Genomic DNA, 17,213 nt, shown 5'->3' with positions numbered 1-17,213 from the left:
GGGGTACGATACGCGCACTTCACAGGATCTCTGCCCGTCCTGAGCAATCTCGAAGGATCATCTGCCAAATTGCTCCTGTTCCGAAATTGACACCGTACACACAAAGGATGTACAAAGATTCCTATGCGCTACGAATGGAATCCGGAAAAGAACGAGCAACTAAAACGGGAACGTGGCGTTTCTTTTGAACAAGTTCTTTTTCATCTGTCCGAGGGTGCTGTTTGGAAGGTGGCCGACCACCCCAACCAAAAGAAATACCCAGGGCAACGCATCTATTTTGTGAACATCGACGAATACATATATATTGTGCCGTATGTAATCGGAAAAGACTGCGTTTTTTTAAAAACCATTATACCCAGCAGAAAAGCAACGCGCGATTACAGGAGTGAACACGATGAAAACGCAGATTGATCAAGAAGAAAACGAGATCATTGAGGACTACGAACAGGGCTCCGTAAATCTACGCTCCCCGTCCCAAAAAGAAATCGATGAAATAAAGCTCATAGCGCGCAACACCTTGCGAAAAGACCGACGGGTAACCATTCGCCTCTACGACCACGATCTAAAAGGCATCCAAAAAAAGGCCTTGGAAAAAGGGCTCCCCTACCAAACCCTGATCTCCTCGATGATTCACCAGTATGTTGAAGGCGAACTCGTCGAGTCCAAAGCAAGCTGACATCCGTCCTCTGACCTCCGTTCTCTGCTATGGATCGCAGCTACACCCACACTCACTTACACTCTTACTCACCAGCGCCCCTGACCTACGAGCCGGTGGCCGACCTCTGTCTTCTGTCCTCACATGCCTTAACCGGTCAAAAGTTACGACAGGTTAAGTCCGCTGGTGTTGCACTGCATATTCATAGGCGCGTTCCAACTCATCGATTATTCCATCCCATGCGAGATCAGTCTCCGCAACCTTTCGAGCATTAGCACCCATCTCTTTAGCATGCGTGGGGGTTTCTAAAGCCTGAAGGATTCCACCTGCGAATGCATCAGGATTAAACTCGGTCAACACTCCCACGTCATGCCTCTCCATGATTTTCCGAACCTCACCAACGGGATTGGAAATGACAGGACGCCCAGCGGCTAAATAATCACCTATCTTACAGGGCCACCGACCCCGGTTGTAGACCTCGTCGGAAAAAGGTAGGAGAAAAACGTCGGCACAGGTCAGCGCCCTCACAAACTGTTCTTGAGGTAACCTTCCCAGATGCACGAAGAAGCCCCCTATACCCATCTTCGTGGCCCGCCTGGTTAATTGTTCTGCACCATTGCCAGTCATCACCAACTTAAAGTCGGGGCATTTGGCCTTGACCTTCTTTGCGGCACTAAAAACCAATTCGACATCCATGACAGCATCCATCGCGGAAAAAAGGGCAATTCGATCATTTTCTGAAAAACCGAACTCCGGCATGTTCGTCTGGACTGAAACAAAAGGAATGGCTTCCGTATCGGCACCGATCGGTACCTTAAAGATTGAGTCTGGATGAATCCCCAAACCCTCCGCCCTGTGCCCAAGTGCTGTACATATGACAGTCGTCGCATCAGCCAATGTACGGAAATGCTCTTCATAAAAGGTTTCAAACGCGCCAAACAGGATCTGATACCACCGTGGTCGGTTGGTCGTAATGATCCCACCTCGCCCCCACCAGTCAATCCAATCAATAACTAGTGGAAGCTTCTTCTTAAGCAACACCAGCTGTAGCGGATGGATTGTGGCCGGACGTGTTTCAAAAATATGGATTAGATCATAATTAAAGCTTTTCCGAAGCCATACCCAGCGATTCATCGCATTCCAAGGACACCAACCAGTCCTAAGCCTACCCGGCAACAGGTCCGGCATTTCAACGTAGCGAATTCCGTCAGCAACACTATCCTTGATGCCGATCCGAGCAACATCCGAAATGCAAAGCACAGTTATTGTATGGCCTCGGTTCGCAAGTCGTTGCGCCAGATTACCGATTCTTGAAAAAGATCTCGTCCGAGTGTGATGTGTAATGTAAAGGAGGTTCATGGGATCAGTTCTTCGCTAGCGTTCTTTGTGGAGTCGGCTCATCCGCCACCGACAGAAGATGCTGCTTCTCCAGCAATGACAGAAATTGCCGAATGCGCTTCTCCCAAGTATTATCCGCAGCATATTGCAAACGTGCCTGAGCATATTCAAGGCAGTCCTCATCATATGCTTTACGAATCATTCCTACGAATTCTTCTTCATCCGCCGCAATATATACGGTTCCAGGAGGGAATTTCCTGTTTTGTACATTTGGAATGTTGGATATAACAATCGGACAGGAACAAGCCAAATATTGAAATAGTTTATTCGGAGTTCCTCCTGCATTTATGCATTCTACTTCATAAGGTGCAATCGCAACGTCAAAGGTTGCCATTTCAGCATATAAGGCCTCTCCGATTAAAATACCCTTGGCTTCAAGGTTATCCTTCTTTTGGATGAGGGAAAGAAAATCAGATTCCATCCTACCGATAAACGTCAAATTGAAGTCATCTTCATCAAGCAACCTATTTATGACTTTTGGAGCCACGTAATCGGCCTTGATCGTTCCCATCAACCCGATCTTTATAAAAGCTTTTTTTCCAAAGTCCCGTGTTGCGTTTATTCTGTCTGGATCAGGACCACCCAGTGGAATCAGATGAACGGAGGGATTGAACTGTTGCAACTTTTCGACAAGATGATTGGAGGTCGCAACACATAACTTGGCTTGCTTGGCAACCCACCGCTCGACCATCCCATGGTACTGGTTAATCAGCCAAACAGGATATTTACTATTTCCAATATATTCGTCATTGCAATAGTACACCATGCTTTTGAAGTACCTCTCCAGCAGGTGAGCTGTGAAGTCAAAATTGAGCACAAGCTGATCCCCAAACCTTTTCCGCATCAAGCGAAACAACCATGTCTGGTAAAACTCATTGATGACCGGAATCCTGAATCTAAATCGATAATCCAGAGGGAAAAACGGTGATACCAAAGTCAGTCCTGGTTTTTCCTTCCTTGTCTCAATCCGCAGTCGACCCACGCGATTTTTTTCAACAAACACAACCTCGTGCCCAGCCTGGACCAAAGCTTCCGTTACCTGATGGCGAGCCCTGGGGATTTCGTCCCAAGACGTGAGCGATGTAATAATAAACTTCATGGGTCAAGGAAACTAAGGTTGCTGGGATGTATCTATACAAGCATTGATTTTCCAAATCTCTATCCGGTCATATCCCTTTGTCTCCACAACGGAAACAATGGAACCATTCTTTTTCGAAAAATCCCTGGTTTGTTCATAGAACGCCCTTAACTTACTGGCTGAAGATGTGAGTTCTTTCCGTCCAGACGTTCCGGTCTTTCCCTCAAGAAGGTATGGAGAAAGTATCACGTAATCTGGTTCACCACATAGAAGGAACGCATTCAAGCTTTCATACCCCTTTTGCGACCATCGGGTGGATTCGCTATAGAAATCCGTATCCATCAGTCCGAACCAAAAAGGCATCAGTGAAATCACCTTCGCCCCCGCAGGAATCTGTTGCTCAAGTTCTGCGGTGATTTTATAAAAAGAAGTATTACGGCAATCGCGAAATACCAAATACGCTGTTCCAGCCAAATTATTCAACCCATACAATGTCACCATCAGACAAACTCCTGCTAGAATCAACTTTGGTAAATCAACTTGTTGCAGAAGAAGGGATACTGTCAGCAAAACAAAAAAAAGCACTTCCCCAAAATGCCGGGTTGCGAAGGGCTGGAAGAACACAAGCGCTATCAGAAAAAAGAGTAACCCGTTCAAAGCAGTAAAAAACAACCGACGATCTCGCTTCCAGAAAGAAAGACCTGCCACCAGCACTCCAATTTCGAAAACAAAAATAAAGACCCGCTTCAGCCCCAGAGAATAGTTGAATGCGAATGTTTCAAACGCATGCCAGACTGCATTAAGCATAGAGTCTTCTCCTGCAATAGTTCTAGCGGAAGCTGTTCCTGTTAAAAAATCCATTAGATTGGATTTGCAAAGAATTGTATAATAGGCCAGCCACGCCAAACCGCACATCACACCGATTCCTGCATACCCTACAGCAAACCCCACCTTTTTATTCCGATACGAATACCCGAAAACAAACAATCCATAGAGAAGGGCATAAAGCACTCCATTCAGATGACACATCACTCCGAACGAAGTCAGCAAAGCCGAGAGCATAAAGTCGGTGCTACGATTTTTCTGTGCTCCTCTGGCAAGAAAGAAAAATCCCCAAATAGCAAAAGCCACGCACCATGCTTCAGGGCGGATCGTTCGAAAAACCACATAATAGACATTCGAAATAATGAACAGAATGCCCGTCACTAAAATGATAAGGGGCTTGATCTTCCATAGCCGCTGAATTTGAAAAAACCCGGCAAGAGCAATGCTACCGGCGAGTACCGAAACAAATCGGCCCATCCAAACCGTTGTCCCGAACACCTTAAAAAACAATCCCATAATAAACGGATAAAAAAAGGTCACCCACGGGGTGGAATCTTGGGCTACCGTATCAACAAGCCCGTTACCTTGCACAAAATTGTATGACACATTGGCATACCACGACTCGTCCATCCAAACCTTCGTAACTGACGTTAAAAAAAGCGCTTGGAACAAAAAATACGACGCTATTAGAATAAAAAAAACAAATCTATTCGTAAGTCTCATCTGAAAATCCTTTACCCCTGCAACACACTGCGCTGCTAGTGAAATAAAGAGAGCACTTCTTAACATCCTCAAGAAATGTAACTACTGCCTAAAGTTGCCTCTTCGGTGATGCAAATGAAATGTGTTTGTGGCCTAAATATGTTCCCGCTGTCGTTATCCCAACAATCAATCCTTGGGCGAGATAGGGCGACATCCCAGATTTCATCAAAAGTGGCAACGAGATATAGTTAATCACAATCTGAACCGAGTAGACGGCGTAAAACCTTAGATATTCCCTCAGGTAGTTCCCTTTTGTTCTGAAAACAAAAAATTTATGGCAGACATAAGCATTGGTAACACCGAGAACCGTGGAAACCGTCAGGATAACCATGTAATGCACCTTTTCCGAGAATGCAAAGTACAATCCAGAAAACAACGCATATGAAAAGATCGTATTCCACCCGCCCGTCAGTAAAAAGCGGAACACCTGTGTACGAATAAGTTTAAGAAGATGGCGCCGCACTATTCAGCCTGCAAAATGGCTTCAACAATATAAGGAGGCTCTGCCGTCACTTGCGCCTTCGTACGCCATAAATATTCGCCAATAATTCCAAGCATAACCATCTGTACACCGCCCATAACCAGAATCACGATCATCAAGGGCGCCCAGCCTTGCAGCGGATTTCCAAAAAATAAACGGTGAAACAATACCACCAAGGCATAAACAAAGCCTGCGAGCGCCATCAATATGCCGAGCAAGGCCATCATTCTCAAGGGGAGGAAGGAATAACCGATTATGCCGTCCAGCAAATACGTCACTTTCCGGGCAAAGGTCCAACGCGACCTGCCATGCTCCCGTGCACGTCGAGTGTACTGGATCATGAGAGGTTCAAAGCCCAGCCTAAGAATCTGCCCCTGCAAAAAACCATGACTCTGATAATTCCTAAGCAACGCTTCTCGCGATTTTGTTCCTAGTGAAAAAAAGTCGAATCCCCCAACGGGCATGTTCGAAAAACACAATTTTTGCATAAACCAATAGAAACAACTGGAGGTAAATTTACGCCAAGCTGATTCTTCACGCTCTTCCCGAGTGCAAATGACAACCTCTTTTCCCTCTCGCAGATTTTCTAATAACATTTTCCTCAGATATTCTGGAGGATCCTGCCCATCTGCCGAGATAACTGCAGTTGCTCTCCCGCGAGCGTGGGTCAACCCACACCAGATGGCATTGATCTGACCGAAGTTCCTAGACAACTTGATTGCACGAATGCGGTCTGGATGGTTGTTCTGTAGCGACTCCATCACGGCATAAGACTGGTCGCCCGAGCCGTCATCAATAAATATAATTTCGCCAGCAAACTCCGATAACGCCTGAAAGACTTCCCTGTCCAGTTCGTCATACAGAGCTTCCAGGCTCCCTTCATTAAAATAAACGGGGACTACAATTGAAAAATCCATCATCGGGGACTCATTCATCATCATTCTTCCGCCTTTAATTGGCTCCTAAAACCCCGTTCCAGTTCGATAAGTTTTCTACTCCGTTCCTTGATTCGCTTAGCTGGAATTCCAGCATAAATCCCCCATGGATCGCAGGCCTTGGTCACTAGAGAATGCGCACCAATGGCGACACCTTCTCCCAACTCAATACCTGGAAGTACTGCAGAACCAACACCAACCTGCACATATTTCCGCAATGTCACCTGGCCTTTAATATAGCCGGGCTTGAACTCCGCTGGGAAAAACGGGTGAATCATCGAATTTCCGCTAAAGTCATCTGACTCGGAAAAAATCGTGCAATGCGGAGAAAGACCGCTGTAATCCTCCAACACCACCCCCGAACTGCCATAGATAATCGAGAATGGGGAAATTTGGATGTAGCTACCAATAGTGATGCCCTTTCCCCCAGATAAAACGCAAAAGTCATCAACACGGACATGATTTCCTATAGAAATGGCTTCCGCATTGTAAATGGATACATTGCGACTGATACACACATTATCCCCGAAGGCTTTTAGCCCCAACCCGCGAAGTTCATTAGTGCTATAAAAAGACTTCTTCATCCATTCTCCAGCAGAACACTGCATATGGTCCTGATACTCGAATCAGACAATTTATTGTATAGCGGTAGACAGGCGATTCGCTTGGCCACCGCGTTCGCCACAGGAAGTTTTGGATGCGAAAATAATTCAATGTTATTCAAAGAAGGGTAGAAATAACGGCGCGGGTAGATTTTTGCATTTGCCAACTGTTCCAGCTTACATAACAACCGCTCTTCACTATCAAATAGAATGGGCATATAGCTGTAATTATATTCTTCCGGATCATATTTCTGAAAGCTGATGAAGCCGCAGGAGTCCAGCAAGGATCGGTAGAACTCGTATTTATCGCGACGCTTCTTCCGCACCTCATCAAGATACCGCAGATTAGCCAGTCCCAATCCAGCTGCGATCTCGGTCATCTTGGCGTTTATACCATCATCGACGATCTCTTTCATCTCATCAAAACCGAAAAAACGCATCTTGCGAATGCGGGAAGCCAATTCTTTATTTTCGGTGAAACAGGCCCCTCCCTCACACGTATTGAACAGTTTCGTAGCGTGGAAACTCGTGCAGGAGACATCGCCATACGACATAATTGATTTTCCGTTCAGCTTCACACACATGGCATGCGCCGCATCATAGATCACCTTCAAGCCGTGCTCACCAGCAATCTGCTGGATGCGGGCCACATCGCACGGGGCACTGAACACATGAACCGGCAGAACGGCGACGGTTTTATCACTAATTGCATCTTCAATTTTATCCGGGTCAATATTCCAAGTGTCCGGATCAATATCCACAAACACCGGTGTGCACCGCTCCCACGCAATGACGTTGGCCGTGGCAATGAACGTGAACGGGGTCGTGATAATTTCTCCTTCCAAATCCAGTGCACGAATGGCCAACTGCATCGCGCAGGTTCCATTCGCTAGGCAGATTGTATCCGGCACACCTTCATATTCAGAAACCTCTTTTTCGAGACGTTGCATGAGCGGTCCGTTATGGGTCATTATGCCTGACTCCCATATCTGCCGGAGATACTCATTAACCTCCTCCAGAGGAGCAAGGGAAGGTTGCGTTACATAGATTGGTTTGTTCATATTTGTCATCCTTAGAATCCAGACATCGTTCGTATCTCATTCAGTAGTCGCGCCTGATCCAACAGAATTTCCCAATGGGTGGAAAAATCACCTTTCGAAACCTCTTCCGCGAACCATTCCCACATTCTTACATAATTGTTGTCAGCTGAAAGTCTGATTTCTTCGACCCCGCCTTGCTTTTCAATCAATAGAGTAGGGTTGAATTCTGGAGGAGCAGTAAATACGCGGTTCGTTGAAAGCTTCCCTTTTGTTCCCAAAAGTTCGACGCGGCACTGATAGAAATAGTCGAATCCAAATGCGACCTGCGCAACCTGCCCTGCCACATTACGGAACGTCGCTTCACCATACATTTCCACGCCCGTCTCCGGATCCATCTGAAGCGACGCGCCGAGCACCTCTAGTCCGGTGCCCAAAAGCAACTGCGACGCTTTACACATATACGCGCCAGCATCGAGCAACGCCCCACCGCCCAGTGCTGCATTCCAGCGAAAATTATCTTTCGGCAAAGGAGGGAAGCCGAAGGTGCTGCGTATCAGGTGCACATCGCCCAGCTCGCCAGAAGTCATATGACTTTTAATCACCTGCCATTGACTGTGCGTCTGGAACTGGAAATTTTCGAAGATCAGACAGTTGTTCTTCTGCGCCAGCGCAAGCATCCGTTCAGCGGATGCATAATCCGCCGCGAAGGATTTTTCGATCAGCAGGTGCTTCCCGGCTTTCAGCCCCTTGGTGCACCATTCCTCATGAAGCCCGGTCGGCAACGGCATATAAACCGCATCAATATCATTACGTTCCAGCAATGCATCATAGCCAACAACAGCCTCACACCCGAACGTCTCTGCAAACTTCGTGGCCTTTTCTTCCGTGCGACTGGCAACACAAACAAGTTGCGTTGCTTCACATTCATGTAGCGCGGGAATCATTGCCCGTTGCGCAAAACTTGAACAACCCATCACTCCTACTTTTAAAATTGACATAACCTGCACCTAAATAAAACTCAAACTTGAAAGCAGGCAACGCGCCTGCACATTCACAAAATTATTGTACTTAATGAATTCCTTAAGCTGAGCAGCAGTCATCCAGATATAATTCTCTGGAACTTCCTCTGGAAAATCCTCTCCAGCTAATATGAAAAGATTCCGATTTTCTTCACGATAAAAACGGCCACCTTCTTCTGACTGCAATGTGTCAAAACAAACCTGTTCCAGCTTAGCGTTTAAAACATAATCAATAAACGGCGGTCGATCTTCCGGAGCGGCCTCCTCATAGCTTCCGGTCAGGCACTGCACTGTAGGAGCCATTTCCGCCACATCAAAGTTCCCCGGTTCAACTTTGGCCTGCACCAGAAAATGAAGAATCCCCTTAAATTCTTTCGCTACAAATGCAATCAGACCTTGTTGATGAGCTTTAACCAGTGGCTGCGTCCAGCTGGACACCTCTCTGTTATCCGCCTCAACCGCACATGCGATCACACTGAAAAATTTGCCGGACTCATGCCGCACACACATATCCGTCCGCTCCCATCCGTGAACGATTCTCAAAGGAATACGCTCTATTCCAAGATCATATTTAAATTTCTGTTCTGTAAACCAGCTGATGATCGCCTCGTTGCTATATTCCGACCTGTTCAGAGGATCTAATGAACGAAGGAGGCTTGCCCCGAGCCCACCCTGAGTCACCTGAATCCCGTCCGATCCACCATACGAAATACATGAGATGACGGTGCGCGCATCCATATTTACAATGTTGTCATGCCGCATGGTCTGGAGAACCTGTCCCAACGTCATCCAGCAGTAATCTTCGTAGACCGGAATATCGTGCTCTACCTCGATAATAATATTTCGGTTTCGTTTGCGCAAAAAACGAGCCCCCTGCTCGGATTGCAGGGAATCAAACAGCACCTTCGAGTTAGAGCGATCGATAAAATATTCAAGATACGGCGGGCTTTTACCCTGATGTACCCGGGTAAAATTGCTGCGGGTGGCCTGCAGTGTCGGAGCAAGTTGGATCATGTTAATATTGCCCGGTTCCATTTTGGCTTGCACCAGGAAATGCAACACTCCGTCAATTTTTTTGGTGATGAATCCAAGAAAGCCTATCTCTGGTTGATTTATAATCGGTTGGTCCCATTCTGGAACTGATCCCCAATTTGTTTTCACCCGTATCCCTTCGATGCTGAAAAACCGGCCGCTTTCATGGCAAAGATTCCCCGTATCGGCATCAAAGCCCCACTTTGAAAGTTCAGAAAAAGGTATCTTTTCCAGTCTAAACCGGTGAGCATCCTGCCGTGACCAAAACCATGGCATGACATTCGCAGAGGACATCACCGCCCCCTCCAACGTCAGCGCCGACCGCAAAAAAATCTGTTCTTTATTGTTCATAAATCGTTCCGCTATTTCAGCTGGTGGGTTGATCGTTGTTCATTTGTCAGCGGATAAACCTGCGTTCCACTTCCTCCAGCTAGAATTATTCCTTTTCTCATTTCGACCTCGGTTCTGTTGTTTGTGAATTGTGAAACATACATCTGAATTTCACAGAAGCATCCTCAAACACCAAGCTTTTCCTGCGTTACTCGCCATTTATTGAAACAACTCTAAATATCCTGCAACCTGCCCTTCCCAACTGTACCGGTTGCGTAGCTGATCGGTTATGCGACATCCAAAGTCTCCGCGAACCATGCCCGCAACCGCGTCCTTAATATCGGCTGCGCTCACTTCTTCAAGACATATTCCCGCTTCGTTCATCCTGACAATGTCGACCAACCCTGGGAAATCATTGGTCAGAACAGGCATGCCCATTTGGATATAGTCATACACTTTGTTGGGTGCGCAATAGTAATTGTTCAAGTTGGTATTCCTATAGAATGCGATTCCGGCATCATACCCCTCCAAAACCCCATAGATCTCATCATGCGCAACAGGGGGAAGCATTCTCACATTCTTGCGGGGGTTGGTCTTGCACAATTCATTTATTTTGTCTTCGTATTCCTTCCGCCCAAACCCAATCAAATCTAGAGACACACCCTCGATGTCCAGCGAGGAAAACGCATTGATCATTTCTTCGACATACCGCCCCGATGTGAGAATCCCAAGATACACGAATCGCATGCACTTGCGCCTTTTTTCCGGGATGGAATCCCTGTAATGGGGCAGGTTTTCCAGCAAGAACGACTGTGCTTTGTTCGGATAGGCTTTATTAAAATAATCCAGTCGGTTCTGTTCCGCATGCATTACCACATCGGCATAGCGCAGAACATAGTTCTGAATCTGTTGCCAGACGCTCCTCTTCAACAATGAAGGAGTGGACTCCAAAAAAAGCTCGTTACAGTCATAAATATAACGAATATCACGGCACTTTTTTTTGACCAAAGCTCCGCTCAAAGCCCCCCCGAGAGCCAAACCAACCACTGCATCGGGAATCATTGTACGAATTAAACGGGCAACTTTGGCGTTAAACCAAAGCTGTGAAACAATGGTCAGCAGTTTGTTTTTTTGCTCTATAACTCGCCACGATGTAACCGAAAAAGAATACTGTGAATAGTCTGGAATTTCCGTTTCTGTTCGCCCGTGAATCACAAAGCACTCATGCCCAGCGTCCTGTAGCGTTTTTATCTGCTTAAACATCCGCCCTCGGAATTTAATCGGACCCAGATATACGAAACATACTTTCATTAGCTCCCCCAACTGATCACAAACTGATACGCATGATTAGGCAACGCATCCCCGATCACATATTCCACCGTCAAGGTTTTTGCATCTTCCTGTACGCCATAGGAGGGACTATGCGGGAAACCCTGCACAACCACCTTTGCCCCCGGAAAAACATTCAGCAAACAGAGTGGCTTGTCATTATCCAAAATCTCCACCCGCTCTTCAATGCATCGAACCGTCAAACCAGGAGCCAAATGAAAGAACCAACACAGAACATCCCCTGGCTCCGCTGCGGCTACGGTCTCCGTAATGGTTAAACCATCTGCCCCCAAATCGAGCCGCCTCCGGTATTCCGCCCCAGTTCGCATTAACTCCCGGAACCCACCATGCTTGGCCTCTAGCGAAAACTCAGATTGTTCAATGACTTGCGCTTGTGTTTCGTCCTCCACACCAAACAATCTTGTTCCGAACCGATTTTGTTCTGCTCCATTGATCTGCATCACATTGTGCGCCACCGTTGAGCGGTATAGGTTGCGTGCATCCGGATCGGACGTATAGACAAACGATCCCCGATCCACAAAAACCTCCCGCCCGTCCATATTTAGCTCAAACGAAAGCTGGTCATTGTGCGCATGCCCCCCCGCGTGCGCCAGTCGCCCCGCACGTACAGCAACCTTTGCCCTGTTATTTTTCAGGAAATAGAATCCGCCGTCGGGATAAGCCGCGCTTTGTGTTGCAGAGGAACAGCCAACCGCTGCTGTTCCATCCAGTAAAAACCGTTCCAGAAAAAACGTACCATCCGAGATCTGCGACATTAGGTAGCGATGATCCCCTATGGCAAGCAGTCCAGAGCTTAAAAGCCGCCCATCATCGTTATCTCCGATCATCGGGGCATTCCCGGAAGGGTTCACGTAATCGGCGACAAACTGCTGCATTTTTTTTAATCGGCCATGGTAAGCGGCCGAAAACCGCTGACCTGTTTTCGTCGCGAGCGCCTCGCACCACATGAACATTTCCAGACAAAGCCGATGGTAGGAAAGAGAACATTCGTAATGCACCCCATCGGGAAACACTTGACGAACCATCTCTTCTTCAATTTGCTTATGGGCAAAACGATTCCAACACTTACCATTTACAGTATTGCAAAAAAACAATCCTAACGTATAAAGTCCGGTCAAGTCCGACAGAAAATGGTTCGCTCCCGCATCGTCCTTTGGTCCCAGCCACTCCAAATGGGTATGTATGAACCGCGCGTGCTTCCAAAGGCTCCCGGCAAGCTTTTTTCGAAAACCCTCAAAGGCACCCTTCATCAAGACATCATGGAACAAGGAAAAAGCGACCACCCAATTAACCGCACGAATCGCCACATCCATGGCACATGCCCAGTTTACTCCATAGCCGACAGGATTATTTGCAATCCAATCCTCGACCTGGGACACGAAGCTTTCGGCATATTTGCGATTCCCGGATAGCCGCCAAGCCAATCCCATGGAAACGGCATGGTTGAAGCGACTCAATTCCCAAGGGATCTTTATGTCTACTCCCTGTTGGGTTACTGAAGGCAACCGATGGGAAACCTGGTCTGAAGGCCAACGGAAACCACTCTTAAAATCCAGATGCCAATCCATCCTGTCTTTAAATTGATATGCTCCACTCCCCAACAAATCGAACTCTTGACAGCAAGCGGCGTCTGCCTTGGCAATCAAGCGGGTCTTTTCCGCCGGGGAAAGGCGTTCAACCAAATCCCCTGTCAAAGGAAATGGAACCATTGACGGTAGTCGCTCAAACAAGCGATCCGGGGAAGAGGGTCCCGATCCATATGCGAATAAAAGCTTAGGCCAAAGCCCTTCGGCTTTTCGGCGCAGCCGACGCTTTACTTTATGTACGAACGTAATCGGATGCATAAGAAACAGGCGCCAAGCCTGAGGTTTTAGGTGTTAGGGATTAGGTGAACGCCATTGGCGTTGTTTTAAGTGATAAGGTTTTATGTTTTTGGAGAACGCAGTGCTAGGGGAATGGCGGTATTAGGTGGAAATAAGTTTAGCCACGACTAAGCACGAAACTCATTTCATCTATTTAATTTTGAGAAGGATTTATGAAAGTCATCCTCAGGCGGTGAGTTGATCGGCAACCTGCCGGGAGATCAGCCAGGTTTCCACCATTTCCTCCAACGGAATAGGAAAACGGTTGCCTGCCATCACCTCTGCCGCAAAGAATTCCAATTCGACCAAATGCCCCTTGTCTGCAGGTTTGGCCTCCCAGTTGCAACTCGCTCCATAGCTGTCGAGTTTCATATAGTCATTGAGAACAAATAGCTGTTCGTCGCAAAAAACCTCCATTCGCTCCTTGGGAGCATCTTTGCTGCCCAAGGAAGAATAAAGAAGAGTGCAGATCGATCCGTCTGCATATTTTACCGTGGCGACCATGTTGTCGGAAGCTCGGATAGCACTCGTTTTAGGCTGAATGCCATCCACACTAACCGATATGGCCTTGGATCGGGTCAGGGAACGGAACAGATCAAAGATATGGCACCCCTCCCCGATGATGCGTCCACCGCCCTCATCGGCATGCACCCATGCATCATAGGGAACATATCCCGCATTCATGGTGTAATGTACCACCAAGGGATTGACGCGCTTATCGGTAATCTTGTGAATTTCTTGCACGGCAGGAGCAAAGCGGCGGTTGTATCCAACCATGAACGGCGCCTCTGTTGCCTCAATGACTTCACCTAACTTCTCAAACTCATCACGGGTAATGCACATCGGCTTCTCAACAAACACCGCTTTACCCGCCTTCAATGCTTTCATCGTCAATTCGGCATGGCTGTTATGTCGCGTTCCAATTAGCACCATGTCGATATCGGATTTTAAAAACTGATCATAATCGGTTTCGATCTGCACGTTCGCATCCGGCAGCTGACGAGCTGCCTGCCGCCCCGCCACACCAGTCAGATCGAAAACCGACCGAACGGCGTATTGCCCCCCCAATGCCTTGAGATTTGGGATATGCATTCCTTGGACGAATGCTCCGACACCAGCGAGGCCAACTTTTAGGATGCCATCCGATGGAGGAATCCATGAGGTTGCCGGTTGTTGGTTGTTGGTTGTTGTCTGATCTCTGGTCTCTGACCTCTGACCTCCAGCTGCTTGTTCTTCTGCCGGATAAGACAACAGCACCAAAAGCGGTTTCTCTTCCGATTTTAAGGCTTGGTACGCGTCCTCCGCCTGTGTAATGGGATAGGTGCTATGAACAATGCCGGAAAGCCTCACAGAACCGTCTGCAATCATCTGGAGATAGGCTTGCATGTTCCGTTGCTCCGTCCAGCGAACGTAGCCGTAAGGATAATCGATACCCTTTTGCTCATACTGTTCGTCATACCGACCGGGGCCATAGGATGTGGAAATAACAAAATCGAGTTCTTTCTTATACATCAGGCCACGTTCCAGCTCCATGCCGACCACGCCTACAAGAACAACCCGCCCCTTGCGCCTCGACATTTCGAAGGCCTGCCTGAGTGGCTGGGAAGATGAAGAGGCTACCGTCAGGATCACCCGGTCTGCGCCTTGCCCGTTCGTCACCTGCGTCACCTTCTGAACAACATTCTCCTGAGCCGGATTAAATACAAATTCTGCGCCCAGCTTTTTAGCCAACTCGAGTCGTTTGGCATCCAGATCAATCCCGATCACCCGGCAGCCAGCGGCCCGTAGCATCTGAACCGTCAGCAAACCAATCGCACCACATCCTATCACGACCACAAAATCACCAAGGGAGACATCGGCTCGCCGAATTCCTTGCAGGGCAATCCCTCCTATGGCACAGGTGCTTGCCTCCTCCAACGTGACATTCTCGGGAATCGACATCGCCAGATTAACCGGCACGGTGGCCACCTCCGCATGGTTGGCAAATCCCGCCCCGGCAATCGCCACACGCATACCCTTCGAATAACCGTTTGCTTCTGAGCCAACCTCAACAACAACACCTGCAGCAGAATAGCCGCAAGGCGTCTCACTCTCCTGGTTCGCTTGCGCTTGGTTCAAAACCGAAAGAACCCCCTCGGTTTTCATGCGTTCAAACGCCTTTCTTAGCTTGTCCGGATTTTCTTTCGCCTTTTGCCATAACGATTTCCCTGACCCAGCCAAACCGCTCATTTCCGTTCCCGGGCTGATACAACTGGCATGTGTGTCCACCAATATTTGCCGCGGTTGCAACTGTGGCGCAGGTACTTCCACACACAACACCTCTCCCGATTTGAAAACAATTTGCTTCATTATTGCCCCTTAGTGTTTCCTGATGACCAAATTAAATACTCATTTTATTCCGAAATTACCTGCGTGCTATAGGCCTAGGTCTAACCTTTGAATCTCTCCAGCTAGCCTTCTGCTGTACGCACGTGCTTCCGAACGTTCCAGATGACCCCCATCTAGAGAAAAATATTCCCCGGATAATTCAATGTGATCAACAAAAGCAACGCCTAGCCCTTCACTAGCCACTAATCTTAAAGAAACACTCCCATGGCTGAAACATGGGGGCATCCAACGCTGATTACATACTTATAATCCCAGAATATTTCGATAAAAATCCACGTGCAAATCCGCAATGCGATCCGGCTCATTCAGCCAGCGAACTTTTTCCCGACCGGTTTGCCCCATCTGCCGACAGAGATCTGGATTTCCGGAAAGATGATCCATTTTTCCCGCAGCGGAATGGAAATCATCCACATCGACCAAAAACCCATCTTTCCCGTCGTCAATCATATCTGGAATCCCGCCCGCCCGAGTGCCTATCACCGGCAAACCAGCAGCGTGCGCTTCGGTCAAAATATTTGGCGATGTGTCCATTCGCGATAGTATTGCCAACATCCGGGCTTTCGACATTCTCTCGATAATCTGATCCCGATTAAGATGTCCGCAAAACTTGACCCGTTCCGAAACGCCCAGCTCCTCCGCCAAGCCTTTCATCTCCCCTGCCAATGGGCCGGAACCTATAACTGAAAGCTTCAAACCTCTGTTTTTTGTTGCAGCAAGCGATCGAATTGCCATATCCACAGCTTTAGTTCTGTTAAGAGTACCAATACACAAGCACTCATCTACAGCGTATTGTGCGTTAACTTTAAAAAATTCTGGATTTACCGCATGGGGAATCACCGCAACCTGAACCTCAGGTCTCATCGATTGCGCCCAGTCTTCTGCAAACTTAGTTTCCGCAACGAGTCCTGAAGCACGATTAACGACCTTCCTCTCGAAATGCTGACGCAACCACTTCTGCGCAAATGAAAACTGATCATAGTAAGGAGCGAGTTTCGCCTGAATCCCTTGGATAAACACAATACTTGGCAACCCCTGTTCGGAGGCAATAAGCCCATAGGCCGATTCCGTACCGAAACCGTGAACCAAGTCCGGCGCAAAGGCCTTGATATGTTTCCTAAACTGGAGCCTAGCCGGCAAATGGAAATGATAATTCCCGATCCGAACGGGTTCATATTTTGGAATAAATGTATATTTCGCCCCATTTTCTTCACCATTCTGCACCGACGACATCGCTCTTGAATGAGAAAACACACGAAACTCAACATCATCCCGTTTAACGAGCGCAGAGGTTAATGATCGCACCCATGGTGCTGCATGCTCCGGTCGATTCCTGTATTTCGGCTTTAGCCTATCCGGCAACAAAACCAAGCTAGCCGGATAAGAGGCCACCAATGCAATTTTAATTCTTTTCATTTTTTCTCGTCCTGCACTCACCAGTACTAATCATAATTTCCGA

16 protein-coding genes are annotated in these 17,213 nt (G+C 47.7%); 2 read left to right on the top strand and 14 right to left on the bottom strand.

The features are described 5' to 3' along the window. Window positions 1-123: 123 nt before the first annotated feature. Window positions 124-411 (top strand): BrnT family toxin, encoded by a 288-nt coding sequence (locus tag SCARR_RS01585; protein WP_136059779.1) that lies wholly within the window; start codon window positions 124-126, stop codon window positions 409-411. Beyond that, window positions 395-676, top strand: a complete 282-nt coding sequence (locus tag SCARR_RS01580; protein ID WP_136059778.1) for a hypothetical protein — start codon at window positions 395-397, stop codon at window positions 674-676. Before SCARR_RS01585 ends, SCARR_RS01580 begins: the two co-directional genes overlap by 17 nt. 153 nt (window positions 677-829) lie before the next feature. On the opposite strand, the gene SCARR_RS01575 is transcribed toward SCARR_RS01580, so the two are convergent. The 14 genes from SCARR_RS01575 to SCARR_RS01510 all read right to left on the bottom strand — a co-directional run bounded on the left by SCARR_RS01575 (window position 830) and on the right by SCARR_RS01510 (window position 17,170). Then, window positions 830-2,014 (bottom strand): glycosyltransferase, encoded by a 1,185-nt coding sequence (locus SCARR_RS01575; RefSeq protein WP_136059777.1) that lies wholly within the window; start codon window positions 2,012-2,014, stop codon window positions 830-832. A gap of 4 nt (window positions 2,015-2,018) precedes the next feature. Continuing rightward, window positions 2,019-3,152 (bottom strand): glycosyltransferase, encoded by a 1,134-nt coding sequence (locus SCARR_RS01570; protein ID WP_136059776.1) that lies wholly within the window; start codon window positions 3,150-3,152, stop codon window positions 2,019-2,021. A gap of 12 nt (window positions 3,153-3,164) precedes the next feature. Further along, entirely contained in the window at window positions 3,165-4,586 is a 1,422-nt protein-coding gene (locus tag SCARR_RS01565; protein WP_168432883.1) for a glycosyltransferase family 39 protein, read from the bottom strand. Between the two features lie 181 nt (window positions 4,587-4,767). After that, window positions 4,768-5,145: a GtrA family protein gene (locus SCARR_RS29450; RefSeq protein ID WP_407984800.1), complete on the bottom strand. Its 378-nt coding sequence runs from the start codon at window positions 5,143-5,145 to the stop codon at window positions 4,768-4,770. Window positions 5,146-5,180: 35 nt separating this feature from the next. Then, entirely contained in the window at window positions 5,181-6,140 is a 960-nt protein-coding gene (locus SCARR_RS01555; protein WP_136059774.1) for a glycosyltransferase family 2 protein, read from the bottom strand. Beyond that, entirely contained in the window at window positions 6,137-6,718 is a 582-nt protein-coding gene (locus tag SCARR_RS01550) for an acyltransferase (RefSeq protein ID WP_136059773.1), read from the bottom strand. The genes SCARR_RS01555 and SCARR_RS01550 overlap by 4 nt, the downstream gene beginning before the upstream one ends. Then, the gene (locus tag SCARR_RS01545) at window positions 6,715-7,797 is read right to left on the bottom strand and encodes a DegT/DnrJ/EryC1/StrS family aminotransferase (RefSeq protein WP_136059772.1); all 1,083 of its coding nucleotides are present in this window, start codon (window positions 7,795-7,797) and stop codon (window positions 6,715-6,717) included. The genes SCARR_RS01550 and SCARR_RS01545 overlap by 4 nt, the downstream gene beginning before the upstream one ends. Before the next feature lie 11 nt (window positions 7,798-7,808). Beyond that, on the bottom strand, window positions 7,809-8,774 hold the full coding sequence (locus tag SCARR_RS01540; protein ID WP_136059771.1) for a Gfo/Idh/MocA family protein: 966 nt from the start codon (window positions 8,772-8,774) through the stop codon (window positions 7,809-7,811). A 9-nt stretch (window positions 8,775-8,783) separates the two neighbouring features. Beyond that, window positions 8,784-10,178, bottom strand: coding sequence for an NDP-hexose 2,3-dehydratase family protein (locus tag SCARR_RS01535; protein WP_136059770.1), 1,395 nt, complete (start codon window positions 10,176-10,178; stop codon window positions 8,784-8,786). 11 nt (window positions 10,179-10,189) lie between these two features. Beyond that, a complete protein-coding gene (locus SCARR_RS29215) occupies window positions 10,190-10,279 on the bottom strand; it encodes a sugar phosphate nucleotidyltransferase (RefSeq protein WP_222846129.1) in 90 nt (29 codons plus the stop codon). A gap of 97 nt (window positions 10,280-10,376) precedes the next feature. After that, on the bottom strand, window positions 10,377-11,420 hold the full coding sequence (locus SCARR_RS01525; RefSeq protein ID WP_168432881.1) for a glycosyltransferase: 1,044 nt from the start codon (window positions 11,418-11,420) through the stop codon (window positions 10,377-10,379). 47 nt (window positions 11,421-11,467) lie between these two features. After that, on the bottom strand, window positions 11,468-13,189 hold the full coding sequence (locus tag SCARR_RS01520; RefSeq protein WP_168432880.1) for an alginate lyase family protein: 1,722 nt from the start codon (window positions 13,187-13,189) through the stop codon (window positions 11,468-11,470). A 366-nt stretch (window positions 13,190-13,555) separates the two neighbouring features. After that, a complete protein-coding gene (locus SCARR_RS01515) occupies window positions 13,556-15,718 on the bottom strand; it encodes a bi-domain-containing oxidoreductase (protein WP_136059766.1) in 2,163 nt (720 codons plus the stop codon). 282 nt (window positions 15,719-16,000) lie between these two features. Beyond that, window positions 16,001-17,170 (bottom strand): glycosyltransferase family 4 protein, encoded by a 1,170-nt coding sequence (locus SCARR_RS01510; protein ID WP_136059765.1) that lies wholly within the window; start codon window positions 17,168-17,170, stop codon window positions 16,001-16,003. Between the last annotated feature and the right edge of the window lie 43 nt (window positions 17,171-17,213).

The organism is Pontiella sulfatireligans (assembly GCF_900890705.1).
In the GTDB taxonomy this organism is placed as follows: Bacteria; Verrucomicrobiota; Kiritimatiellia; order Kiritimatiellales; family Pontiellaceae; genus Pontiella; species Pontiella sulfatireligans.
This window is presented reverse-complemented; position numbering and strand designations above follow the sequence as displayed.

Coding starts and splice junctions, on each gene's coding strand:
- SCARR_RS01570 (WP_136059776.1), bottom strand. CDS start 3,152: ATGAAGTTTATTATTACATCGCTCACGTCTTGGGACGAAATCCCCAGG.
- SCARR_RS01510 (WP_136059765.1), bottom strand. CDS start 17,170: ATGAAAAGAATTAAAATTGCATTGGTGGCCTCTTATCCGGCTAGCTTG.
- SCARR_RS01550 (WP_136059773.1), bottom strand. CDS start 6,718: ATGAAGAAGTCTTTTTATAGCACTAATGAACTTCGCGGGTTGGGGCTA.
- SCARR_RS01585 (WP_136059779.1), top strand. CDS start 124: ATGCGCTACGAATGGAATCCGGAAAAGAACGAGCAACTAAAACGGGAA.
- SCARR_RS01525 (WP_168432881.1), bottom strand. CDS start 11,420: ATGTTTAAGCAGATAAAAACGCTACAGGACGCTGGGCATGAGTGCTTT.
- SCARR_RS01575 (WP_136059777.1), bottom strand. CDS start 2,014: ATGAACCTCCTTTACATTACACATCACACTCGGACGAGATCTTTTTCA.
- SCARR_RS01540 (WP_136059771.1), bottom strand. CDS start 8,774: ATGTCAATTTTAAAAGTAGGAGTGATGGGTTGTTCAAGTTTTGCGCAA.
- SCARR_RS01565 (WP_168432883.1), bottom strand. CDS start 4,586: ATGGACGAGTCGTGGTATGCCAATGTGTCATACAATTTTGTGCAAGGT.
- SCARR_RS01515 (WP_136059766.1), bottom strand. CDS start 15,718: ATGAAGCAAATTGTTTTCAAATCGGGAGAGGTGTTGTGTGTGGAAGTA.
- SCARR_RS01580 (WP_136059778.1), top strand. CDS start 395: ATGAAAACGCAGATTGATCAAGAAGAAAACGAGATCATTGAGGACTAC.
- SCARR_RS01535 (WP_136059770.1), bottom strand. CDS start 10,178: ATGAACAATAAAGAACAGATTTTTTTGCGGTCGGCGCTGACGTTGGAG.
- SCARR_RS01555 (WP_136059774.1), bottom strand. CDS start 6,140: ATGATGATGAATGAGTCCCCGATGATGGATTTTTCAATTGTAGTCCCC.
- SCARR_RS29215 (WP_222846129.1), bottom strand. CDS start 10,279: ATGAGAAAAGGAATAATTCTAGCTGGAGGAAGTGGAACGCAGGTTTAT.
- SCARR_RS01545 (WP_136059772.1), bottom strand. CDS start 7,797: ATGAACAAACCAATCTATGTAACGCAACCTTCCCTTGCTCCTCTGGAG.